Source organism: Rhizobium sp. 007 (assembly GCF_015353075.1).
Taxonomy (GTDB): domain Bacteria; phylum Pseudomonadota; class Alphaproteobacteria; order Rhizobiales; family Rhizobiaceae; genus Rhizobium.
Map to the genome: position 1 here is coordinate 1,503,509 of NZ_CP064188.1, position 22,345 is coordinate 1,525,853.

Consider the following 22,345-nt stretch of genomic DNA (forward strand, 5'->3'; position numbering starts at 1 on the left):
TTCAGCTCGCATGTTCATCGGAAATGCCGCGATTGGCATAGCTGCGGCGATAGGCTGAAGCATCATATTCCCGTCCCCCAGCCTCACTTTGCTTGATAGACGACGGGAGGTAGGCGAAGCTTCCGGAGCGGACGTAGGGAAAGTAGCGTTTGAGCTGGTTGAGCGGTCTTTCGAAAGCCAGCCAAGAGATTGAAGCGACCATCAAGGTGGCTGTTGTTCCAATCACAAAGCGTGAAGGACCCTGTTCTGAGACATTCACCGGAATCCAGGGTTGAGCCTTGACGATCAGCGAAAGGACAATTGGATGGAAAAGATAAACGCCGTAGCTTATGCGCCCGATGGCGACAATCGGCGAGAGCTCCAACAGGCGGCCGAAGGCGCCTCGCAGGCCTGACGAACAACATCCAACCAGCAATACGAATGGTACGAGGGGAGTAAGCTCGCGACCGATCCATGCCAGCCATTCAAGCGCCGGCGGCATGGCGGCTGATTTCAGCCAGAGGAAAATGACGGCGACGACAGTTAAGGGAACCCAGCTAAGCCGTATCCATTGTGGCCAGACATCGGTTCTGCTTCGATGGACTGCAAGGAACGCGCCTGCGACGAGCGCATCCATCGACGCTGGAGGAAGAAGGTCACGCGCGAGAGACGGTGTGCCTGTCAGTGGCCAGTAGAAACGATACCCCAGCGAAAATGTGATGACGGCGATGCAAATCGGTACGATCAACCGGCGCGGCGCGAACAGGATGACCAGCGGCCAAGCGATGTAAAACTGCTCCTCGATGCTTAGGCTCCAAGTGTGGCACAACACCCACGGCGTCCATTCATCACGAAGGGCATACCAGAAATTTGAGAGATAGAGCGCGTGCCATTTGAGGCTGCCCCGAGCACCTTCAAGGTCGACAAACCAGACGAAGCCTAGGACTGCGAAGTACGGGGGAAATATCCGAAGTGCGCGGCGAAGATAGAACGATTTCAGCGCATTGCCTGGCTCATATTGGATTGCCGAGCGCGCTTCTAAGAGAAGCCGCGTTATCAAGAAGCCGCTGAGTACAAAGAACAGTCGGACGCCCAGATGGCCCAAAACTGATCCTTCGGCTGCCAAGAAATGGTCGTACAGCACCATTGAAATGGCAAAAGTCCGAAGACCATCCAGTTGCCGATCGCGTGCATGAAACATGGATCCCCCTCAGTCTCGTGGGCCCCTCGTCGCCGAAGCAACGCCCGGCTGCACTCCTGCAGCCTGCTGCTATTATTCCGTTCCCGATGAGGCGGATCGAAGTATCAAAGCGCTTCCTAAAAATTCGGGGGAATCGGGCCAAACTGTGACGCTAACGCCATATCAGACTTTAGTCCGATATGGCTCCGTAGCGCCTGCCTCGACTTCGACTGTGTTCTGCGCACCATGCCCTCGGGCAAACAAGCCGGTGCGACGCCACCTCCAAGGAAGTCGGCGCAACCGGTCGCCGCTATGCTGTGGCCGCCATTGTGCCCGTCAATTAAGAGCTCCGAGCATTTCACGTGGGTGGCCGCATCCTGCCTGTCGCCGAGAGCGGACGGCCCTTCCGAGCACGTTCCAAGACTGCCTGGAAGGACGGCAGTTTCGTGAGGGTGCCGAACCCATCGGCCAGCAACCAGCGGCAGGTAGCCGGAACATCTGGTGGTCACTTGTCAACGAGGACGATTTTGCATCACATCTGCGAGCGCCTGTACCACGTCCATTCATCATGGTGCGATTGTCCGGGCCAGCAAGCCGCAAGCGGCTTTCGGCCTGAAATTCCTCGGTCGCGCACACGTATAAACAGCTCTCGGCGCGGTGAACGGAATTGCAGACTTCGTCATTTAAGTTTCACGGAAGTTAACGCTGACTGTCACATTGGACTGCTAGCTGAAGCAGCGAACGAACCATGGCCACCTAAGGCGCCAGCGGTCATCTTTATCCGTGCAAGGAGCATTTGCGATGAGACTCACTGTTCTTCAATCAGCTCTGGCGTCCATCCTGGCCGCCACCGCATTTGGTGCTGGTCCGGCCCATGCAGAGAAGACCAAATTCGAATTCTGGTACGGCCTGTCGGGCGATCTCGGGGAGCGCGTGCAAGACGCCTGCAAAAAGTTTAACGACATGCAGGCTGACTATGAAATCGTCTGCACTTCGCAGAACAGCTATGACACGACGCTTCAGAACACGATTGCCGCCTATCGTGCCAAGAAGCAGCCGGCGATCACCCAGATCTACGACGCCGGAACGCTCGACATGATGCTCTCCGGAGCGTTCGTACCGGCCAAGAAACTGATGGCCGACAACGGCTACACGATCGACTGGACCAACTATTTCAGCGGCATCGCCAATTACTACGCGACAGCTGGAGGGGAGTTGAACTCCTTCCCGTTCAACTCTTCAACCGCCATGTTCTATTACAATGTCGACGCTTTCCAGAAGGCCGGCATCGACTTCAAGCCGGAAACCTGGGAAGAGGTCGAGGAAGCCGCTCGCAAGCTGAAGGCGGCGGGTTTCGATTGCCCGCTCGGCTTTAACTTCGATACATGGCAGATGATGGAGCAATTTTCCGCCATCCACAACCAGCCGATCGCAACCCAGGGCAACGGCTACCAGGGGCTGGACGCCGAACTGGTCTTCAACAAGACCAAATTCGTCGACCATGTGAAATTCTTCAAGAAAATGGTCGACGAGAAGCTGTTCGTCGTCAAAACGAAACAGCTCGGGATGGACATCGTCCCCGCGTTCACCTCGCAGACATGCCAGATGATTCAGACCTCGATCGCTGACCATGGCACGATTGGCAAGACGCTGCCGGAAGGCGTCAAGTGGGAGGTTGCGATGCTGCCGGTCTGGAAAGGCACGCAACGACAGAACTCGCTGGTCGGCGGCGCCTCGCTATGGGTCATGGCCGGCCGTCCGGAAGCCGAGTACAAGGGCGCATCCGCTTTCCTGAACTTCCTCGCCACGCCGGAAATGGCGCAATGGTGGTCGACGGTCACTGGCTACATTCCGGTCACCAAGACCGGCTTTGAAGCCATGAAGGCCAATGGCTTCTACGACAAGGCTCCTTACAAGGGCCGCGAGCTCGCGATCGCCAGCCTGACCTACACGCCGACCTCGCAGAATACCCGCGGTATCCGCCTCGGTGGTTTCACCCAGGTCCGCAAGGAGGTCTCTACGGCGCTGGAGGCGATTTTCATGCAGAATGCCGACGTGCAGGCTGAACTCGACCAGGCCGCCGATCGAAGCAACGCCGTGCTGCGCCGATTTGAAAAAACCTATGCCGGTCAGAAGCTGAACTGAGTTTCTCGTCAGCAAGAGCCTGCCGGTCGCATATGGCAGGCTCTTGTCCCTGAAGTACTTTTGGTTTGATTGATCCATGGAAAAGCGGGCCGTTTTCAAAAGCTGGTGGCTGCCAATTCTTTTCGCCCTGCCGCAGATTCTTCTGATCCTTCTCTTCTTCTACTGGCCGGCAATCGCGGTGATGAAGTGGGCTTTCACACTTGAGCCTCCCTTTGGCGGGGTAGCGGAATTTGTCGGACTGACGAATTTTGACGAGGTGTTCGCCGATCCATTCTATTGGAATTCCGTCGCCGTCAGCCTCATCTTCGCCCTTTGCGGGACTTGCTTCACTATCCTGGTCGGTCTCGTGCTGGCGATTGCAGTGGATCGGCGGCTGCCCGGTTCTGGGCTATTCCGGTTCCTCTATATCCTTCCATATGCAATCGCCGGACCGGCAGCCGGCATGGCCTTCCGGTTCATTCTGTCGCCAGAACGCGGGCTGATGGCCTCGGTCAATGCCGCGTTCCCTGATTTCTGGAACCCGGCAAAATACGGTGCCCACGCTCTCATCCTCGTCATCGTCATCTTTGCCTGGAAATGGACCGGTTACACGTTCATCTTCCTGTTGGCCGGCCTGCAATCCGTGCCGCGCTCTCTGACGGAAGCCGCCGCGATGGACGGCGCCGGACCGATCCGTCGCGCGATCGATATCCAAGTTCCGCTGCTGGCGCCGACGCTGTTCTTTCTGCTCGTCATCATGATGACGGAGGGGTTTGTCGGTTCGGACACCTTCGGTATCGTACACAGCACGACTGGCGGCGGACCAAATCACGGCACCGAGGTGATGGTTTTTCGCATCGTGGACGAAGCGTTCAAGGGGCTCAACTACTCTGGCGCTTCCGCGCAGAGCATCGTCCTGATCGGCCTGATCATGCTCTTCACGTTCATCCAATTTCGCTTCATCGAGAAGCGTGTGCACTATAAGTGAGCCCGCCATGATCCAGCGCACGCCGATCGCCGATGCACTGACCTATCTGCTGATGGTCTTGGGCTTTATCCTGCTGATTGGCCCCTTTCTCGTCATTCTGGCCGGTGCCAGTCAAACGCTGCAACAGATCAACAGCGTGCCGTTCCATTTCCTTCCCCAGGACCGCTTCCTCGAAAACGCCTCCGCTGCCTGGTCGCGCGCCAATCTCGGCTCGGCCATGATCAACAGCTTCATCATGGCCTGTCTCGTCACCGTCGGCAAAGTGGCCCTTTCGGCCTGCACGGCCTTCGCCATCGTGTTCTTCCGCACGCCACTCAAGCATTTTTTCTTCTGGATCGTGTTCATCACGCTGATGCTACCGCTCGAAGTTCGCGTGGTGCCGACCTATGCCGTGGCCGCCGACCTTTTCCAGCCATTTCGATTACTGATTTCGGCACTGACCGGCATCGAGGTATCGGTCGAATGGAACCTGCTGAATTCCTATGCGGGCCTCACCCTGCCGCTGATTGCCACCGCAACAGGCACATTCCTCTACCGGCAATTCTTCATGACGCTGCCAAATGAGCTCGCCGAAGCCGCCCGCATGGACGGTTCCGGACCAGTGCGCTTTTTCGTCGACATGCTGATACCTCTTTCGCGCACCAACATGTTAGCGCTCACCACGATCATGTTCGTCTACGGTTGGAACCAATATCTTTGGCCGCTGCTGATGATCACAGACCCGGCCTACAAGACGACCATGATGTCGCTGAGCGCGCTGCTCCCTTCGGAAAACAGCCTGCCCGACTGGAATGTCACGCTGGCAGGTTCACTCATCATCATGGCGCCGCCGCTCGTCGTCGTTGCGGTGCTGCAACGCTGGTTCGTGCGTGGCCTGGTCGCCACCGAAAAGTGACCTGGCGATTTTAAGAAACGAGGTTCAAATATGGCTGACATCGATATCCGCGCCGTGCGCAAATCCTATGGTAAGACCCAGACGCTGCACGGCGTCGACCTGTCCTTTGGCTCGGGCGAATTTGTCGTCATTCTCGGTCCCTCTGGCTGCGGAAAGTCGACGCTTCTACGCATGATCGCTGGACTCGAGGAGATTACCGCCGGCGAAATCGCAATCAACGGTCGCGTCGTCAACAGGCTCGAGCCGCGCGAGCGCGGCTGCGCCATGGTGTTCCAGAACTATGCGCTTTATCCGCATATGACCGTGGCCCAAAATATCGGTTACGCGCTGAAGGTAGCCGGTGTGTCGAAGGCCGAGCGCGAAACGCGTATCGAGGAGACGGCGAAGATCGTCGGGCTTTCCGAGTATCTTGCGCGCAAACCAGCAGCATTGTCCGGCGGCCAGCGTCAGCGCGTGGCGATGGCGCGCGCCATTATTCGTGAGCCGCAGGTGTTTCTCTTCGACGAGCCACTGTCGAATCTCGACGCCAAGCTGCGGGTGACCATGCGGGCGGAAATCCGCAAACTGCACCAACGTCTTTCAGCAACATCCGTCTTCGTCACCCATGATCAGATCGAGGCGATGACGCTTGCCGACAAGCTCGTGGTAATGAATAAGGGGCATGTCGAGCAGGTCGGTCAGCCGCTCGACATCTATCATCGGCCGGCAAGCATATTCGTCGCATCCTTCATCGGCTCTCCCGCGATGAACCTCTTCAATACACGCGTCGAGGTCGAGACTGCGTCGGTGCGTTTCGGCGGCGTGCAGGTCCCCATCGACCCTGCACTTGCGGCCGGCTTGCGCGGAAGAGATGTCACGATCGGTATTCGACCGGAGCAATGTGCCGTTTCACTGGACGGCAGCGGCGTGCGAGCGACAATAGACTTCGTCGAGGAACTTGGCTCCGGTCGGGTCGCCCATGCCGAGATCGATGGCGAGCCATTTGCAGCCGTCATCAGCGAACACATGAGCGTGCGTCCAGGCGATCGAGTAGGCCTGGAGTTACCCTCGTCCCAACTGCATGTCTTCGAGCGCGATAGCGGTCGCCGGATAGATATGAAGATCAATTCCAGCTCCCCGCATCCGGCGGCCGCCACCTCGACGCTGGCGATTGTTCACTGATTTTTGAGAGTTCCCAGGAGGAACACCCGCATGAACGACATCATTTCCGCCGTCGGATTTTGCAACCGGACCGGCAAGGGCGACCTCAGTGCGCTTGACACTTCGCTGCGGGAAATCGCCGAAACGGGGGCCGACGCCTGCGAAATCGGCATCTATGCCGAGGAAATCATCAGCGGCGGCCGCATCATCGAGGATCGCACGCGCCGCGTCGCCGACATCGTTCGCCAGCATCCTTTCAAGAAATTGTCGCTGCACGGCCAGATCCTCTCCAACTTCATGGACCGCGAGCATTTGCAGCTGCAAAAGAAGGTCGTGCGGTCGATGCTCGAACTCTGCAACCGGCTTGGTGCAGGCATACTCGTCCATCATTCAGGTGCCGGACAGCTTGCCGATGGCGAAAATGGCGCCGATCTTGACCGAATGGAGCGCGAGGCACTGGCCGAGATGGGCGATATCGCGAAGGGCTACGGCGTACGCATCGCACTTGAAAACATCTTCACCACAGAAAGCGGCCAATACCGCCAGACGCCGAGCGAAGTGGCCGCGACTGTCAGGGCTATCGGATCGGACAATGTTGTTGCGCTGATCGACTTCTCGCATGCCTATATCGAATCGACCTACCGCAATCTCGATTTTCTCGAAGAATTGCGCGCAATGGCGCCGGTTACCGGTCACCTGCATGTCCATGACAGCTTTGGCCTTCCCTACTCCATGACGCGCTTTTACCATCCGGCCGAGGCAACGGCCCTCGGCATCGGCGATCTCCACTTGCCGATCGGCTGGGGCGACATTCCTTGGGAGGGTATTTTCGGCGAGCTCACGTTCCTTCCGGATACGTCGCTGATCATGGAAATTAACGCGGAGCGATTTGGTGACCAGCAGCCGGCCTGCCTGGAAAGGGCAAGACGTTTGGCGACATTGATGGGGATGGCGGGGAAAGCGGAAAAGCGGCAGCTGTCGTAGCTGCCGCCCTGACCTGATTGGTCGTTAGAAGCGGTGACCTACCCCAATACAGCAAACGGCTGAATGCTCTCCTTGACGATCGCCATCCTTGGCATCGCCGAGCAGCAAGCCGGCACCAGGAGCTCCTTTGCCGTCCCAGTTCCCGGTCCTTCCAGATCGACGCGCTTGATGCCCCCTTCGCTTATCTCTTATCGCCGGCTGCGTTGGAAGAACGACTGGAACATATTCAGGGGCTCGTCCTGGGTTGCGTGACCGCCACGTAAGAGTGTTGCCTATATCGAAATTCGGTTATCATCTATTCGACCGAAGTCGTATAGCATCGTGTGCCGTGTCTAGAATCCTCATCATAGTTGGGCTTTTTGTCGTCGCGGTCGGTATTCTCTGGCCGTGGCTTGCACGCATCGGCTTGGGGAGGCTGCCGGGCGACTTTCTCATCGAGCGCGAGAATTTCTCCATCTATATCCCAATTACCACCGGCCTGCTCTTCAGCATTTTGCTATCCGTGATGCTCTGGCTCCTCAGTCGTTAAAAAGCTATGCCCGTTGTAAGGATCGCACATCCTTGCCCAAGAAAGAGGGGGGTCATTCTGCGGCTTGATATGCGCCGACGTTCGAAGAATGTCAGTGAAGATCGCCGTCACATCCCTTTGCGGGAAAGCGGCCCGCTCGACCCATCACGATAGCCAGAGCATCGTTGCGCAACGCCCACGCGGTTCAGACCCCGGAGGTTTGCGCTTCAATGTGCGTGCGCGCTGCGGCTTCGTCAGCGATGCCGTCGGAATAGCGCCACACTTGTTACTCCCCCTGTTCGCTTTCCGGTGCCAAACTATCTCACGGACACCACGAGCGAACCGAACGTCAGCAAGCAGGCGCGGAAATTCGCCCAAATCAGGAGATTTGAAGCCATGACGAGATCAACTGAAAATGGTCGGAAAGGCAGACAGCCTGGCATGCACACTCCACCGGTCGTGTCGCCCCAGGCCTGGGAGGCGGCCCGCCAGCAGCTGCTTGTGAAAGAAAAGGCACTGACACGCGCCCGTGACGCTCTGGCCGCCGAGCGCCGGCGAATGCCGCGGATGGCCGTGGAGACAGCGTATGCGTTCGAGGGACCTGAGGGTAAGGCAAGCCTGCTGGACCTGTTCGATGGTCGGCGACAGTTGATCGTCTACCGCGCCTTCTTCGAGTCGGGCGTGTTCGGCTGGCCCGACCACGCATGCCGGGGCTGCTCCATGGTGGCCGACCAAGTCGCCCATGTCGCGCACCTGAACGCGCGTGACACCACCCTCGTCTTCGCCTCGCGTGCGCCTCAGTCCGACATCGCGCGCCTGAAGGCGCGGATGGGCTGGGAGATGCCGTGGTTCACTCTCACCGATAGCTTCGACGCCGACTTCGGCGTGGACGAGTGGCATGGCACGAACGTGTTCTACCGTGACGGCGACCGCGTATTCCGCACCTACTTCGTCAATAATCGCGGCGACGAGCAAATGGGAGGCACTTGGAACTACCTAGACATCACGCCATTGGGCCGGCAGGAGGTCTGGGAGGACTCGCCCGAAGGCTATCCTCAAACCCCGACGTACAAGTGGTGGAACTGGCATGACAGCTACGTTGCAAACGCAATACCCGACAAGAAATGGGTCGAGGTGTCGGACGCTGGAGAGGCGGCGTTCCGGAGCCAACAAGCGAGCACGAAGCCCTGAGCCATGACCTGCCAGGTGCTGGAGGGGTGAGGAACAGGTCGCGGAGAATATGGCGTCCGCACGAAGCGGTTCTTTAATATAGCGCCAGCGGACCCGCACAGGCATCCGATCTTTTCTGACCTGCTCCGGATCGCCGACGAGGACGGGCATTGTGCCTGCCCTCGTCGAAGGCCACCGCATCCGAAAAGACGCGGACTGCAGTGCGACAACAATGTGCCGGGCCTTGCGGCCCGCACGATGTGGCCTTGTTACAGTTCCGCTTTAGGCTCAATCGGGTCCCAGATGCTTATGTTGCGGGTCTCAGGCATCAAGAAAAGGGCGAGCAGGAAGCATACGGCAGGAACCGCGATCGGGTAGATCAGCGCGTAACCAATGCTGCCAGTGGCCGCGAACGCCGCCGAGGTGATGAACGGCACCAATCCGCCACCCCAACCATTGCCAATGTGATATGGCACCGACACTGACGTGTACCGGATCCTGCCGGGGAAGTATTCAGCAAGGAACGCACCAACCGGGCCATATACCATCCCGACGTAGCAAACCAGGATGAAGATGATGAAGATCGCGATTGGATAATTGATGTTGCCAGGCTGCGTGACTGATCCCAGCCACAAGTACAGCGGATAATACGTTATCGAGGCGAGCAACATGCCTCCCAGGATCACTGGCTTGCGGCCGATAATGTCTGACAGCCATCCAAAAAAGATCAAACTCGGCGTTGCAATGAGCAGCGCGGCTCCCACGATATAGGACGAGGTCAACGAGTCTACCTTGGAAACCTGCTGCAGGAAGTACAATGCCCAGAACTGACCGCTATACCAGACCACTCCCTGCCCGATCAGCACGATGGTGGCGATCCCGACATATTGGATGTTGGAGCTGAGGAAGGCTTCCTTCCATGGATTTCGGGTCGTCTGCCCCTTAGCCTTGATCTCCTCGAAGATCGGTGTCTCCTGAAGCTGAAGCCGGATGTAGATTGCAATGGCTACCAGCAGGAAGGAGACCAAAAACGGAATGCGCCACGCCCATTCGTCGAAGACCTCGTTGCCGAAATAGGTGCGCGTCGCGATGATCACGGCCAGCGATACGACGATTCCGAGCGTCGGAGAGGTCTGAAGCCACCCGGTGTAATAACCACGGCGTTCGTCGGGGACATGCTCGGCGACATAGGTGATGGCGCCGCCATACTCGCCGCCCAAGCACAAGCCTTGGATCATCCGCAGGCCGAAGAGAAGGAACGCAGCGGTCAGCCCGATCGACGCGTAGGTCGGCATCAAGCCGATCGCACCGGTGCCCAACCCCATGCCGCTGAGCGTAATGAGAAACGTGTATTTGCGGCCGACCCGGTCACCCATCCAGCCAAAAAGGAACGCCCCCAGTGGACGGATAAGGAATCCTGCGGTGAACAGCGCAATCGTACTCAGCAGCGCTGCGACTGGATGGGATTGCTCAAAGAACTTCACCGAAAGAACCGCGGCCAAGCTTCCGAAGATATAGAAGTCATACCATTCGATGACGTTTCCTACCGACGCGGCAATGATCACACGGCGGAAATCCCTTGGAACTTGAGTGGGCATGTTTCTTCCTCCCATTTAACATCGCCCCCCAACTTCTTGTATTTTAGCATGAAAGCAGCCTGATCCAAACCGGGCACCCACTCAGATCGGCGGCGCGCGACAATCAGCCGGTCGCCGGTGAGGCAAGCGGCGCGAAATCAAGACCGACAAGCATGCTCGCCTCGCGATGCCGATGAGACGTTCACAGTATGTCCGCCCGAGCCCTATGCCGTGCCTCAACGGTTTCGATCGAGCCGCGCGCGCAATATGGAATTCCTCCTGCGCGCTCCGCGAAGCTCCTGAGAAGAAGCGGAAAAAAATTCCGCATCGCCGGTCGAGACAACAATGATCTCCTCCTTGGAGAACCGCTACAGTCCTACCTGCAGCGTGTTGTTCCGTTCGAGATCATTACCCCTGAAAGTGTTCAGCCAATCCGTGACCGGGCGTTGGTGAGAAGCTTTGGGCTGTCCCACTTGCGCCTTCGCCACCCATTCGTCACGCGCCCTTGCGATATCCAATCGATCTTGTTCGCTGGCCAGCCGCGCGAGATCAAAGACGGCGCGACGACCATGCCGCAATAGGCAGCTCCGCATGAAACACGCCCATGGTGATGTCGTCTTAAGTGGGCCCGAAGGAGAAGGTCAGCGTCCTTGTCCAGAACGCTGACAGATTTCATCAACTCCGTCTGCTCGATCAACCCGCAATAGCACCGGATTTCTTTGCGACCCAGGTGGCGACATAGTCCATCAGTGCTGGCGATAGGCAGTCATATGGCTCCAATCCAAGCTCCCGCAAGCGGGCCCGTATGTCGTCCATTCGACTGGGATCGACGCCCGACTCGATAATGGAGGAAACAAAGGCTGCAAATTCCGGTGGAGCCCAGCCTGGTTCCTGGAAACGCTCGGGGTGAACGAAGTCCAGCCCCTGGAACGCATGCTCCCGCTCGACCGGTCCATACATGTGCACGCCGCATTGCTTGCAGGCGTGACGTTGGATCAGTGCACTCGGATCGACCACCTGCAACTTGTCGCCGTTCTCCAGCACAGTCACCTTGTCATGCGGGACGACCGCGACAATGGAGAAAGAAGTACCTCTGGGCTTCCAGCATTTGGTGCAGCCGCAAACGTGGTTGTGGGCGACCTGCCCCTCGATCCTTACCTTGACCGGCCGGTCCGTGCAGGCACAAACAAGCGTGCCACCGGCAAAGCCGGGGTTGGCGGGTTTTAAACCATCGTCGACTGCCGGATGAATATGAACTGCACTTTCCATCGCATGTTCCTCCCCTGTTGCGCCGAAGCCCGTCCGGGTCTCCGGATATTGGCCTACTTCGGCTTTCGTCCGAACGCCCGGCGGACACGTTTAGTAGATGACAACGCTCCTGATGCTTTGACCGGAATGCATGAGTTCGAAGCCCTTGTTGATGTCTTCGAGCGGCATCGTATGGGTGATCATCGGATCGATCTCAATCTTGCCTTCCATGTACCAGTCGACGATCTTCGGCACGTCGGTGCGGCCACGCGCGCCACCAAAGGCGGTGCCCATCCAGCTACGGCCGGTGACCAGCTGGAACGGGCGGGTGGAGATTTCCTGGCCGGCACCGGCCACCCCGATGACGACCGACTTGCCCCAGCCGCGATGGCTGGCTTCCAGCGCCTGGCGCATCACCTTGGTGTTGCCGGTGCAGTCGAAGGTGTAGTCGGCGCCGCCGATCTGGTCGGCGCCGCGCTTCGTCATGTTGACGAGATAGGGCACGATGTCGTCGCCGACCTCCTTCGGATTGACGAAATGCGTCATGCCAAACTTTTCGCCCCACACCTTGCGGTCATTGTTGATGTCGACACCGATGATCATGTCGGCGCCGGCAAGCTTCAGGCCCTGGATGACGTTGAGGCCGATGCCGCCGAGGCCAAAGACGATCGCCGTTGCGCCGATCTCCACCTTGGCGGTGTTGATGACGGCGCCGATGCCGGTGGTGACGCCGCAGCCGATGTAGCAGATCTTGTCGAAGGGGGCGTCCGCATTGACCTTGGCAACGGCGATCTCGGGCAGCACCGTGTAATTGGCAAAGGTCGAGCAGCCCATGTAGTGATGGATCTTGTCCTTGCCGATCGAAAAGCGCGACGTGCCGTCCGGCATCAGGCCCTGGCCCTGGGTGGCGCGGATCGCCGTGCAGAGATTGGTCTTGCGCGACAGGCAGGACGGGCATTCACGGCATTCCGGCGTATAGAGCGGAATGACGTGGTCGCCCTTCTTGCCCGAAGTGACGCCCGGTCCGACATCGACGACGATGCCGGCACCCTCATGGCCGAGGATTGCCGGAAACAGGCCCTCCGGATCGGCGCCAGACAGCGTGAAATCGTCCGTGTGGCAGATGCCGGTCGCCTTGACCTCGACCAGAACCTCGCCGGCCCGCGGGCCTTCGAGATCGACCTCCGTGATTTTCAACGGTTTTCCAGCCTGAACGGCAACGGCGGCGCGGGTTTTCATCTTTTTATCCCCTTCTAACGCTCATTCCTCATCGTATTGGTTGCCGCGCGCGCCATGTCATCCACCGATACAGTTGGCCTCGTGGTCTTTCGCCGGAGGCTTGTCAGCCTTCTTGGGCGGACAACCGCGTGGCGCGTCGCCGAAGGCCCGCGCGCGCAGATAGACGTAGATGTCGTCGAGGTTGCGGTAGACGTTCTTGTTTTTCGCCGAACGCCGGCATGACGTTTTCCTTGCCGCCGTTGATGTCGAGAGCATAAACCCTATGGGGAACGGCGCATGGACATACATCACGTCGCCGATTACCCGACCTCGGGAGACCACAAGGCCGACCCAAGCGCTCAACTTGTTGTCTATGATGGGACGTTCGCTTCCGTCAGCGTGTCACAGTTCGCCAGGCGGGCAGTAGGCACTATTGTTGCCCGTCCTCGTACCTACGAGACTCTGCCGCTCCCATTCGGCAAAGCCTTGAAGCCGGAAACCAACAAATACGATAAGCCTTTCAAATGACGTAGGCAATAATAAATAAATTGGGCAGTACAGAGCGATAGAGGAAATGTTGCTCTGCAATATTCTCTATTGCAGACGGTGCAACCATCACCAGGTATTTATTGCGATGCCGCACCGTCCTACGAGCCGCGGAATTCATCCACGGCACTCGTAGACGCGATCGTGAACCACGGCTATGCCTGCAAGCGGGCGCGGTATTCTCGCAGAATGCGCAGGCGAAGTCTGCAACCACGGAACCAAGGCGCGCTCAGGCGGCGGCAGATGTCCACTGGTTCTGACAGTGCATACGGGGCCGCCCCACCGTGACTGCAATCGGCCTGATAAGAGCTAAACTGGCGGGGCTGCAAAGTCAGCCGGCGTCCGGAAACTTCGTCCGGAAATCCGACACCAGATCGTCCAGCGCCTGGACGTGGCGGGCTTGACGCGAGATCTCAACATCGAAGATGCCTCGCACATGGGCCGGCCGCGGTGACAGCACGATGACACGATCTGCCAACAGAAGCGCTTCCCGCAGATTATGCGTCACCATCAGGGCAGTGGTGGGCCTCGCCGACCACACCGTCATCAGAAGACGCCGCAATTTGTCAGCCGTCCGTTCGTCGAGCGAGGCGAAAGGCTCGTCCAGCAAAAGGATCGCAGGTTCTGTGGCAAAGGCACGCGCGAGGGCAGCGCGACGCGCAAGGCCGAGCGAAAGTTCTGAAGGATAGAGCGACCGCATTGAGGACAAGCCCAGAATGTCGAACAGCCCGTCCAAGTCGATGTCCCGCGTGCCTGGAGACAACGCAAGGCGGACATTCTGCTCCACCGTTCGCCAAGGCAAAAGCACGGGCTCCTGGAATACCGCAGCGATGCGATTGGAGCCGCCCTTGGGCAACTGGTAGCTGCCGTAAAACGCCTGATCGAGCCCCAGCAGAATGCGCAAGGTCGTGGTTTTGCCGCAGCCGGACGGCCCGAACAAACAGGCAAATTCCCCCTGCCGCACCTCGAATGAAAGTCCGCGCAGGGCATCAATAGTCACGCCCTCAGCCGACCGGAACGTCTTCTCTGCAATGTCGACCTTAAGCGGGGCGGCGGCGCCAGCGTGTTGCATGTCGTTCAAATGGCTGCACCAGGAGGAGTTCGATCAATAGCATAATGGCAACGAAAGCCAGCGAATAGGCAAGGATGGCGGCGACATCGAATATCTGGAAGTGAAGATAGATCTGGAAGCCCACCCCATTTGAACGGCCTAGCAACTCGACAACGAGCACGATCTTCCAGATCAGCGCAATACCGGATCGCGATGCAGCTGCAAAATAAGGCTGCAGCTGCGGCATCAGAATATGGCGGATCCTGTCGAGCGGGCTGAGGCGATAGACTTTTGCCATTTCGGCGTAACGCGGATCGAGCGCCCGCGCGCCCTCGCGCATGGTGACGACAACATTGGGTATCTTGTTGATCGCCACTGCGCTGATCGCCGCCGCTTCCGTCAGGCCGAACCAGATGTAGGCGAGAACGATGACGACCAGTGCCGGCAGATTGAGAAAAAGAACAAGCCACGGATTGAAGAAAGAATCCGCTCGCCGGTGCACGCCGAGCAAGACGCCGATGACCGATCCGACCAGCATCGCAACAACATAGGCGGCGGCGACCCGGGACAGCGTCATGGCGAGATGATAGGCGAGATCGCCGCTTGCCGCCTCCTTGACCAGCACACGCCAGACGTCGATCGGCGGCGGAAACGCCCGGCTCGGCCAGATTCCCGCCGCGAGGTTCCAGAGCAGGCATAGTCCGAGAAGGGACGCCAAAGCCGTTGCCGCCGGCAGAAGACCACGAGAAATGGCAGTCGCTCGTCGGGCCTCAACAGCCGCTTTTTCCCGTCCGCGTCCTGCTGTCATGTCTTTAAGGCCCAGAACGTTCCCGGAGCCATCTGGCGCGCCTCACCGACAAGCTTCTCCCCACCCAGTTCGGCCAGGATTCCGTATAGCTTGGCGGCATCTTTCTCCTCCTCTGCGAGCGGCCTGTTCGGAATGCCTTCGCGGTAGCGATCGCGAAGCATCTCGAGTTCCCTGCCTTCGGCTCGCACGATCGGCGCCAGCCGCTGCCATTCTGCGTCGGACTGTGCCAGGAGCTTCTTGGCCCCGCCACTTGCCCGCAGGAAGCTCATGGCGACGTCCGGGTTTTCGTTTGCCCATTTGTCATGGAAAACATAGCCGAGCGCCGAAACCGGCCCCGATGCCCCGAGCGCCTTGGCGGCATCGTCGGCACCCACGAGTCGGCGGAAACCATTTGCCTCCAGCCGGGCACAGAAATGCCAGAAATTCAGCACAGCATCGAGTTCGCCGGAAACGGCCTTTTCCGACAGCAGGGGCGGTGCGCCGAAAACGATCTCGCTTTCTCTGGTCAGGTCCATCTTGTGATCACGCCGGGCCAGGCCCTGGATCAGGAGCCAGCTCTTGTCGAGCGACCCACCGGTCACGCCGATTTTCTTTCCGGCGAGATCGGGAATGGCACGAATGGGCGCATCCTCCTTGACCATGATGGCGCCAACCGCGGTCGAGTAAGGTGCGAGCGTCAGATCCGCACCCTGCGAACGCTGGCGCGACACCCACAGCCAATCGGAAACGATGATGTCGAGATCGCCCGCCAACATGGCGACATTGCTGGCGTCTTCCCCCGCGAAGTAGACGATCTCCACGTCGATCCCGTTGGCCGCGTCAAACTTGTGGTGCTTAATGGTGTCGAGTTCCCAATTCACTGTCCCGAACTTCAAGATGCCGACCCGGATCTTCGGCGCGGGCGGTTTGGCCACTGCATGGAAGCTCAGGAGACTTGTCGCAGCCAGAACGGCTGTTCCGCAAAGCGCGCGCCTCGATATGTTCATGATGCCATCTCCCGGCCAAATGTTTGCAGCGGCGTCATATTTCCCGGCTCCTGCTGGGGCAGACGCATGTCCAACGGATGAACTTCTGTGACGGATGGCTTCCCGACCACTTTGCGATCGGTCAGGACGAGATCGACGAGGTTCAATTGAGCACCTTTCACTGCACGAATGCGCACGCAATAACGCCAACCGACATGCTTTGCATGCCGTCCGGTTGCCGGCTTTCACAAGGTGCCCGATGGAGAGCCGACCTAAAGGATACGCGTGCCACAAAGAAGCGTCAATCATTCCGCGAGGAACCGCGCCTGCCTGTGCGTTGAATGTGCGGCCCATGTTGACGTGCCTCCGACATGATCGCCGCCCCAGCAGCAGTTCGCGAGATAGAGGCATGGCCACTGGTTGTTCGATGATGCCGATGCGGCCTATGCACGGGCAAAAATAGCCGGCGCCGAGATTCTGGAGGAATCAACCGATCGCCACTATGGCAGCCGCGAATTCATCTGCTGCGATCCGGAAGGCAATGTCTGGTCCTTCGGCACCTGCTGGCCGAAAAACTGACGAACCCGGCGGTTATGGTCCAGAGCAAAATCGCCGCAAACAGCGCCACATCGCGCTGAAAAATGATGATTTGATGCCACGGTGGGCCTCTTTATTCAACGGGGCAAGCCGCGCCGGTTTCCACCCAGGCTTTGATAAGCTCGCCGAACTCGGCCTGCGTGCCCGGCACGGGCTCGCGGCCCTCGCCTGGGTTCCAACCCCATCCGACGAGGCCGTCATGGGCCATGTGCTCGGCGATCTCATTCAGGTCCTTGCCGCCGTTGCGCTCCGGGTCCTTCAACTGCTGACAGATTTCGCCGAGAGATTTGCCGACCCAGGCCATTTCGATCGGCGCCAGATGCCAGGCCGCATTGCCGGGTATGCTCCGCAACGTCGGCGACTGCCCGACGACGGTTGCGTTTTCGGCGCCGTGACAGGTGTTACACATCATGCCGGGAACACCCATACCGCCCTCGCCGCGCGTGACCGGCGGCTCATGCGGCTGCATGCTCATCCTCTGCAGCGGCCGGTCCGTCGCCGGGTGGCAGTTGACACAGCGCGGATGCTCGATGACCTTGCCCGCTTCCTCGAACAAAGCCACCGATCGCGCCTTCGCATCGGCAATCGACAAGAAGGAGGCAGCCGGCTTCAAGGATGTCCTGTCCGCGCTCGAGGCCCCTTGCGCGAGTGCCATGAAGGATGCCGGCAGGGCTGCCAGGAGCGAAATGCCGCCTGCAATGCAGGCAAGAGCCAATCTGCTTTTCACCGTGATCTCCCTCAGCTCGTCGCAGCACTGACGATCGGCAGGCTCCGCACCGGGTTGCCGGTCAGGCGCCGCCAGGCATTGGCCACGGCCGGACCGACAGGCGGAACCCCCGGCTCTCCGACGCCCGTCGGAGCTGCAGCGGACGTGATCACCGCAACCTCCACATCCGGCATCTCGTTGATCCTGATCGAGCGATAGTCGTGGAAGTTCGACTGCACGATGGCCCCGCCCTTTCCAAGCGTCACAGCGTCAAAGAGGACGGCCCCGAGACCATAGCCGATGCCGCCCTCCATCTGTGCCTTGACGACATTGGGATTGATTGCAACACCGCAATCGACCGCACACCAGACCTTGTGCACACGCGGAGCGCCGTCGCTGCCGACCGAGATCTCGACGACCTGGCCGACATAGGTTCCGAAGCTCTTGACGACGGCAACGCCACGCTGCCGCCCTTCTGCAGGCTTCGCGCCCCAATTGGCGATCTCGGCCGCCCTCCTCAAGACCCCCGCATAGCGCGGATCTTCCGTCAATAGCGCGAGGCGTCCTTCGACAGGATCCTTGCCGACCTTCTGGAGAAGCTCATCGAGGAACGTCTCGACCGCAAAGCCTGTATGGGTATGGCCGACCGATCGCCACCAGAGCGGCGGCACGGCGAGCTTCACGTTGTGCGACATCACACGCAGGTTTGCCACGTTGTAGGGGAGATTGGACGCACCCTCGACGGAAGTCTCGTCGAGGTCGGCCTTGCCCATGATCGACTGGCCGACGATCGTCTGATCCCAGGCCACAATCTGGCCGTTCTTGTCGATCGCACCACGCATCCTGTGGAGATACATCGGCCGGTAATAGCCGCCGCGGATATCGTCCTCGCGCGTCCACATATGCTTGACTGGGCGAGATTGGTCAGTTGCCGCGAAGACGGCGGCCGCCTCCTGCATATAGGGCGAGCCGAACTGGGCCCGGCGCCCGAAACTGCCCCCCGTGATCTGGGTATTGATCCTGACCTTGGAGGGATCGAGACCGACGGCCTTTGCGGCCACCGTCTTGTCCATGCCGGGAAATTGCGCCCCGGTATAGACGTCGAGGCTGCCGTCCGGTGCCTTTAAGAACACCGCGTCAAGCGGCTCCATCGGCGCGTGGGCAAGGAACGGGAAGACGACCTCCGCTTCCAGCGTCTCAAGGCCTTCGCCGGCAAAGGCCCTGTCGACGTCGCCCTTGCTGGCGGCACTCAAGCCAGTCTCTTTGGCCGTATTGGCGTAATCGGCGGCAAGCTCCTCGCTTGAACGCGTCTCGGCGTCGGAAAGGTCCCAGTCGACCTTCAGCAGCGAGCGCCCTTTGAGGGCTGCATAGGTGTGTTCGGCATAAACGGCCACGCCCTGAGTCATCTGTTTCACATCGATGACGCCCGTCACCTTGCGCGCCTGGCTGTCGTCAAAGGACTTGACGGTCGCGCCGAAGTGGTCGGGATGGGCAACGACGGCGACCAGAAGGTTGTCAGGAATGACGTCCAGCGTAAAGATCGCCGCGCCGTTGGTCTTGGAAACAGTGTCGAGCTTCGGCAGTTCCTGGCCGATCAGCACGAATTTCTCCGGATCCTTGAGGCTCACCTCCGCCGGTGGCGCTATCGCGGCAGCCTTCGCGGCAAACGCCCCGAAGCCGCTCTCCTTGCCCGTGGCCGAATGGCGGATGCGGCCCTTTTCGACGGTGATTTCACCTGCCGGAACCTTCCATTCATCCGCCGCCGCCGCAACCAGCATGGCGCGCGCCGTGGCGCCTGCCTTGCGGAACTGCTCGTAGGAATTGGCGATCGACGACGAGCCGCCAGTACCCTGCACTCCGAAAGCGAGATTTGCGTATACCTTGTCATCGGCGAGTGAATGCACCGCGCGCATCTGCCCCCAATCAGCATCGAGTTCTTCAGCGACCAACGTCGCAAGGCCGGTAAACGGCCCCTGGCCGAATTCGATATGCTTGGAGAGGACCGTCACCGTGTCGTCGTTGCCGATCTTCACGAAGGTGTTGAGCATCGCAAGCGCATCATTGCCGCCGGCCTGAACGCCCGTTACGGCCGCAAGGGCAGGCATTCTCGGCGTTAGCGCAAATCCGATAACAAGGCCGCTGCCGGCAAGAAACGCCCGGCGGGTCGTGGAAATATGCTGGAGAGTCATGGCTCAACCCTCCATCGCTGCGGCGGCATTGTGGATTGCCTGACGGATCCGGTGATAGGTGGCGCATCGACAGATATTGCCGGCCATCGCACCGTCGATATCCTCGTCGGTCGGCTTCGGAATGTTCTGCAGAAGTGAGACAGCCGACATGATCTGGCCGGATTGACAGTATCCGCATTGCGGGACATCGATGGCAACCCAGGCCGCCCTTACGACCTCGGCCTCCTTGCCCTCCACACCTTCGATGGTGAAGATTTCCGAGCCCTCGGCAGCCGAGATCGGCGTAATGCAGGAACGGCGCGTAAAGCCGTCCATGTGAACGGTACAGGCCCCGCATTGCGCCACGCCGCAGCCGTATTTCGTTCCGGTGAGTTTCTCGAAATCGCGGATGAACCAGAGCAGCGGCGTATCCGGATCACCGTCGAAAGTCTTCGTCTGTCCGTTGAGCGTGAAAGTAACCATGGCCGAGCCTCCCGGTTTGCTGGATCCGAAAGGGCTCCAGCGAGCATCGCAGCATCTTCACGGTGCCCAAATTACGGCAGAGTTTGCCTGTTGGCCATGGACGCACCGGTAACACCTCCGTTACCCGGAGGCGGCTCCGTTTAAGAAAACCGGGCATCAGGCAGCCAGCGCCCGCGCTTTCAACCAAAGAAACAAGGGAAATCTGCTCCAGCGGCTCATGTGATCCCGCCCTTCTGTCAGGCCCGCAGTAGGCTCTCGAAGAGAGGTAATCGCAAAGCCTGCTGATTCTAGACCACCGACATAAGCCTCGAGCGGCTGCGCCCAACCAGCGAAATGCATCGTCAGCCCCCTGCTCTCGATTTTTGTCTCGAAACGGCGCCGATCAAAGTACGTCGCGCGGGGCTCCGAAGGCGCATTAGGCGCGGTCTCGGCGAGGAGCTCCAAATCCGCCAGCGGGTGAACGATCGAAATGAAAAGCGTCCCCTCCTTTCGCAACACGCGCCTGATTTCCCTAAGCGCCCCAGGAACATCGACAACGTCCATCAGAACATTGTAGGCCACGACAAGATCGAAGCTCTCGTTCTCGAACGGCAGTTCGCTGGCCGGTGCGATGGCATAATCATGAGCAGATTGGGCTTGCACTGCGGCCTTTAGCAGTTCCGCAACAGGATCGATTGCTGTCACCTGGTAGCCGCAAGTTTTTAGGATCCGGGAGACGCGACCCTCCCCACACCCGACGTCAAGCGCTTGGCCGCCCCTGTGCCAAGATAGTCAACGAGCGCGTCTCGATAAGCCCAAAAGGCATCGTGGTTTGGTGCACGCGCCCACGCTATCCATTGCGCTGCGGCTTCCGTCCAATGTTCGCTATCGCCCCTTGCAGCCATAAACCAAACCTCCCTTGCGAAAACTGCCTTATAAACCGGCGCGCTGGCCGGTTTATACCCCTTGCGTCCTGTTCAGTGCCATTGCACCGGCGGTGCCGCTACGGGCGCTCCCAAGAACCTGCCGATACAGCTGCGTCAATGCAGGAGCCGACTATAACATTCATGGATTAGGCTCACGCGATTTGAACCGAGGCCACGTGTAGAACAGCAAACAGAAGCCCAACATTTGAGCACCGGCCTTTGCGCGCACAAATTGAAATTCTCTCCAACCATTTGACTATAATGCGGAAATCACGCGGTCGCCGTCAGTTCTTCCACTCGCTTGAGGTTGAGAACCGCCTTGATCGGCAGGTGGTCGGAGGCGACGCGGGCAAGCGGTGTATCATGCGCCTCGACATTCGTCAGCACACCCTTGCGGTTCGACATGATGCGATCGAGCGCCAAGATCGGCAGGCGCGCCGGAAAGCTTGCAACGGCCGGGGGCTGGGCCTCAAAAGCGGATTGAAGCGTGTTGAGTGAGGAACGGTCGCCGAGCCGCCATTCGTTGAGGTCACCAAGCAGAATGGTCGTCGCTTCGCTTCGATCGGCCATCAGCTCGACCAGCATCTGCGCCTGGCGCGCCCGCGAGTGGCGCAGAAGTCCGAAATGGGCAGCGATGATACGGAGCTCTCCGCCATTTTCCAGTTCGAGTTCTGCAACAAGCGCCCCGCGCGGTTCAAGGCCCGGCAATTTAATCTGGTGCACGTCGCGCACCAGCCCTTTCTTGAAGAGAACGACATTGCCGTGCCAGCCGTGTGCCTTCGACATGCCCGAAACCGGAACCGGAATAAGCCCCGTCTCGCGCTCCAGGCGCGTCAGGTCAAGAATCCCGGTTCGCTCTCCGAAGCGCGTATCAGCCTCCTGCAGGGCGATCACGTCAGCGCCGATTTCGTGGATAACCCGGCTCGTCCGCTCGGGATCACAGCGCCTGTCGCCGCCGACGCATTTATGGACGTTGTATGAAGCAATCAGCGTGCCTTCGGCCCGCGGCTTTGCCGCAGCCAGCACGGCCTCCAGCCGTTTTTTCCGGTTGCGGATCGAGGCGAGAATGCTGGCGGGAAGGCTGTCTTTCCTGGCATGCATCGAA

Annotated in this window: 21 protein-coding genes and 1 pseudogene; 8 read left to right on the forward strand and 14 right to left on the reverse strand. The window is 59.4% G+C overall.

Translation table 11 applies throughout. The annotated features are described in order from the left end of the window. Position 1: 1 nt before the first annotated feature. Positions 2-1,180, reverse strand: a complete 1,179-nt coding sequence (locus ISN39_RS28225; RefSeq protein WP_194731328.1) for an acyltransferase — start codon at positions 1,178-1,180, stop codon at positions 2-4. Positions 1,181-1,960: 780 nt separating this feature from the next. Between ISN39_RS28225 and ISN39_RS28230 the strand changes: the two genes are divergently transcribed. From ISN39_RS28230 to ISN39_RS28260, 7 genes are all read left to right on the forward strand, one after another. Beyond that, a complete protein-coding gene (locus tag ISN39_RS28230; protein ID WP_194731329.1) occupies positions 1,961-3,304 on the forward strand; it encodes an extracellular solute-binding protein in 1,344 nt (447 codons plus the stop codon). Between the two features lie 76 nt (positions 3,305-3,380). After that, on the forward strand, positions 3,381-4,271 hold the full coding sequence (locus ISN39_RS28235) for a sugar ABC transporter permease (RefSeq protein WP_194731330.1): 891 nt from the start codon (positions 3,381-3,383) through the stop codon (positions 4,269-4,271). Between the two features lie 7 nt (positions 4,272-4,278). After that, the gene (locus tag ISN39_RS28240; protein WP_194731331.1) at positions 4,279-5,166 is read left to right on the forward strand and encodes an ABC transporter permease subunit; all 888 of its coding nucleotides are present in this window, start codon (positions 4,279-4,281) and stop codon (positions 5,164-5,166) included. A gap of 30 nt (positions 5,167-5,196) precedes the next feature. Next, positions 5,197-6,327, forward strand: a complete 1,131-nt coding sequence (locus ISN39_RS28245; protein ID WP_194731332.1) for a sn-glycerol-3-phosphate import ATP-binding protein UgpC — start codon at positions 5,197-5,199, stop codon at positions 6,325-6,327. 30 nt (positions 6,328-6,357) lie between these two features. Further along, positions 6,358-7,290, forward strand: a complete 933-nt coding sequence (locus tag ISN39_RS28250; RefSeq protein ID WP_074071656.1) for a sugar phosphate isomerase/epimerase — start codon at positions 6,358-6,360, stop codon at positions 7,288-7,290. 328 nt (positions 7,291-7,618) lie between these two features. Further along, on the forward strand, positions 7,619-7,819 hold the full coding sequence (locus ISN39_RS28255) for a DUF2905 domain-containing protein (RefSeq protein ID WP_194731333.1): 201 nt from the start codon (positions 7,619-7,621) through the stop codon (positions 7,817-7,819). A 375-nt stretch (positions 7,820-8,194) separates the two neighbouring features. Next, complete coding sequence (locus tag ISN39_RS28260) at positions 8,195-8,989, forward strand: thioredoxin family protein (RefSeq protein ID WP_194731334.1); 795 nt, start codon at positions 8,195-8,197, stop codon at positions 8,987-8,989. Between the two features lie 248 nt (positions 8,990-9,237). On the opposite strand, the gene ISN39_RS28265 is transcribed toward ISN39_RS28260, so the two are convergent. The 8 genes from ISN39_RS28265 to ISN39_RS28300 form a co-directional block, all read right to left on the reverse strand. Next, positions 9,238-10,566 carry an MFS transporter gene (locus ISN39_RS28265; protein WP_194731335.1) on the reverse strand — a complete coding sequence of 443 codons (1,329 nt, stop codon included), beginning with the start codon at positions 10,564-10,566 and terminating at the stop codon, positions 9,238-9,240. A gap of 672 nt (positions 10,567-11,238) precedes the next feature. Then, the gene (gene gfa, locus ISN39_RS28270; RefSeq protein ID WP_194731336.1) at positions 11,239-11,814 is read right to left on the reverse strand and encodes an S-(hydroxymethyl)glutathione synthase; all 576 of its coding nucleotides are present in this window, start codon (positions 11,812-11,814) and stop codon (positions 11,239-11,241) included. A 90-nt stretch (positions 11,815-11,904) separates the two neighbouring features. Then, on the reverse strand, positions 11,905-13,032 hold the full coding sequence (locus tag ISN39_RS28275; RefSeq protein ID WP_194731337.1) for an S-(hydroxymethyl)glutathione dehydrogenase/class III alcohol dehydrogenase: 1,128 nt from the start codon (positions 13,030-13,032) through the stop codon (positions 11,905-11,907). A gap of 57 nt (positions 13,033-13,089) precedes the next feature. Continuing rightward, positions 13,090-13,374, reverse strand: a complete 285-nt coding sequence (locus tag ISN39_RS28280; protein ID WP_246763457.1) for a hypothetical protein — start codon at positions 13,372-13,374, stop codon at positions 13,090-13,092. Positions 13,375-13,888: 514 nt separating this feature from the next. Beyond that, positions 13,889-14,557, reverse strand: a complete 669-nt coding sequence (locus ISN39_RS28285; protein WP_239600954.1) for an ATP-binding cassette domain-containing protein — start codon at positions 14,555-14,557, stop codon at positions 13,889-13,891. A 40-nt stretch (positions 14,558-14,597) separates the two neighbouring features. Continuing rightward, positions 14,598-15,344, reverse strand: a complete 747-nt coding sequence (locus tag ISN39_RS28290; RefSeq protein WP_074073048.1) for an ABC transporter permease — start codon at positions 15,342-15,344, stop codon at positions 14,598-14,600. A gap of 68 nt (positions 15,345-15,412) precedes the next feature. Continuing rightward, positions 15,413-16,402: an ABC transporter substrate-binding protein gene (locus tag ISN39_RS28295; RefSeq protein ID WP_194731338.1), complete on the reverse strand. Its 990-nt coding sequence runs from the start codon at positions 16,400-16,402 to the stop codon at positions 15,413-15,415. Then, positions 16,399-16,578, reverse strand: a complete 180-nt coding sequence (locus tag ISN39_RS28300) for a hypothetical protein (protein WP_194731339.1) — start codon at positions 16,576-16,578, stop codon at positions 16,399-16,401. The genes ISN39_RS28295 and ISN39_RS28300 overlap by 4 nt, the downstream gene beginning before the upstream one ends. Before the next feature lie 229 nt (positions 16,579-16,807). Here ISN39_RS28300 and ISN39_RS28305 point away from each other — a divergent pair. Further along, positions 16,808-16,960, forward strand: a pseudogene (locus ISN39_RS28305) (VOC family protein); the annotation flags it as partial. A gap of 91 nt (positions 16,961-17,051) precedes the next feature. Here the strand turns inward: ISN39_RS28305 and ISN39_RS28310 are convergent. The 5 genes from ISN39_RS28310 to ISN39_RS28330 all read right to left on the reverse strand — a co-directional run bounded on the left by ISN39_RS28310 (position 17,052) and on the right by ISN39_RS28330 (position 22,341). Next, positions 17,052-17,705 (reverse strand): Isoquinoline 1-oxidoreductase subunit, encoded by a 654-nt coding sequence (locus ISN39_RS28310; protein WP_194731340.1) that lies wholly within the window; start codon positions 17,703-17,705, stop codon positions 17,052-17,054. Positions 17,706-17,716: 11 nt separating this feature from the next. Then, a complete protein-coding gene (locus ISN39_RS28315; protein ID WP_194731341.1) occupies positions 17,717-19,873 on the reverse strand; it encodes a molybdopterin cofactor-binding domain-containing protein in 2,157 nt (718 codons plus the stop codon). Between the two features lie 3 nt (positions 19,874-19,876). Then, complete coding sequence (locus ISN39_RS28320) at positions 19,877-20,335, reverse strand: (2Fe-2S)-binding protein (RefSeq protein ID WP_074064878.1); 459 nt, start codon at positions 20,333-20,335, stop codon at positions 19,877-19,879. A gap of 156 nt (positions 20,336-20,491) precedes the next feature. Beyond that, the gene (locus ISN39_RS28325) at positions 20,492-21,043 is read right to left on the reverse strand and encodes a class I SAM-dependent methyltransferase (protein WP_348652000.1); all 552 of its coding nucleotides are present in this window, start codon (positions 21,041-21,043) and stop codon (positions 20,492-20,494) included. A gap of 467 nt (positions 21,044-21,510) precedes the next feature. Then, entirely contained in the window at positions 21,511-22,341 is an 831-nt protein-coding gene (locus ISN39_RS28330; RefSeq protein ID WP_074073047.1) for an endonuclease/exonuclease/phosphatase family protein, read from the reverse strand. Positions 22,342-22,345: the final 4 nt, after the last annotated feature.

What these genes read in the sequence shown, in the direction of transcription:
- ISN39_RS28260 (WP_194731334.1), top strand. Translation starts at nt 8,195, where the DNA reads ATGACGAGATCAACTGAAAATGGTCGGAAAGGCAGACAGCCTGGCATG.
- ISN39_RS28230 (WP_194731329.1), top strand. Translation starts at nt 1,961, where the DNA reads ATGAGACTCACTGTTCTTCAATCAGCTCTGGCGTCCATCCTGGCCGCC.
- ISN39_RS28265 (WP_194731335.1), bottom strand. Translation starts at nt 10,566, where the DNA reads ATGCCCACTCAAGTTCCAAGGGATTTCCGCCGTGTGATCATTGCCGCG.
- ISN39_RS28240 (WP_194731331.1), top strand. Translation starts at nt 4,279, where the DNA reads ATGATCCAGCGCACGCCGATCGCCGATGCACTGACCTATCTGCTGATG.
- ISN39_RS28275 (WP_194731337.1), bottom strand. Translation starts at nt 13,032, where the DNA reads ATGAAAACCCGCGCCGCCGTTGCCGTTCAGGCTGGAAAACCGTTGAAA.
- ISN39_RS28315 (WP_194731341.1), bottom strand. Translation starts at nt 19,873, where the DNA reads ATGACTCTCCAGCATATTTCCACGACCCGCCGGGCGTTTCTTGCCGGC.
- ISN39_RS28250 (WP_074071656.1), top strand. Translation starts at nt 6,358, where the DNA reads ATGAACGACATCATTTCCGCCGTCGGATTTTGCAACCGGACCGGCAAG.
- ISN39_RS28225 (WP_194731328.1), bottom strand. Translation starts at nt 1,180, where the DNA reads ATGTTTCATGCACGCGATCGGCAACTGGATGGTCTTCGGACTTTTGCC.
- ISN39_RS28235 (WP_194731330.1), top strand. Translation starts at nt 3,381, where the DNA reads ATGGAAAAGCGGGCCGTTTTCAAAAGCTGGTGGCTGCCAATTCTTTTC.
- ISN39_RS28245 (WP_194731332.1), top strand. Translation starts at nt 5,197, where the DNA reads ATGGCTGACATCGATATCCGCGCCGTGCGCAAATCCTATGGTAAGACC.
- ISN39_RS28330 (WP_074073047.1), bottom strand. Translation starts at nt 22,341, where the DNA reads ATGCATGCCAGGAAAGACAGCCTTCCCGCCAGCATTCTCGCCTCGATC.
- ISN39_RS28320 (WP_074064878.1), bottom strand. Translation starts at nt 20,335, where the DNA reads ATGGTTACTTTCACGCTCAACGGACAGACGAAGACTTTCGACGGTGAT.
- ISN39_RS28295 (WP_194731338.1), bottom strand. Translation starts at nt 16,402, where the DNA reads ATGAACATATCGAGGCGCGCGCTTTGCGGAACAGCCGTTCTGGCTGCG.
- gfa (WP_194731336.1), bottom strand. Translation starts at nt 11,814, where the DNA reads ATGGAAAGTGCAGTTCATATTCATCCGGCAGTCGACGATGGTTTAAAA.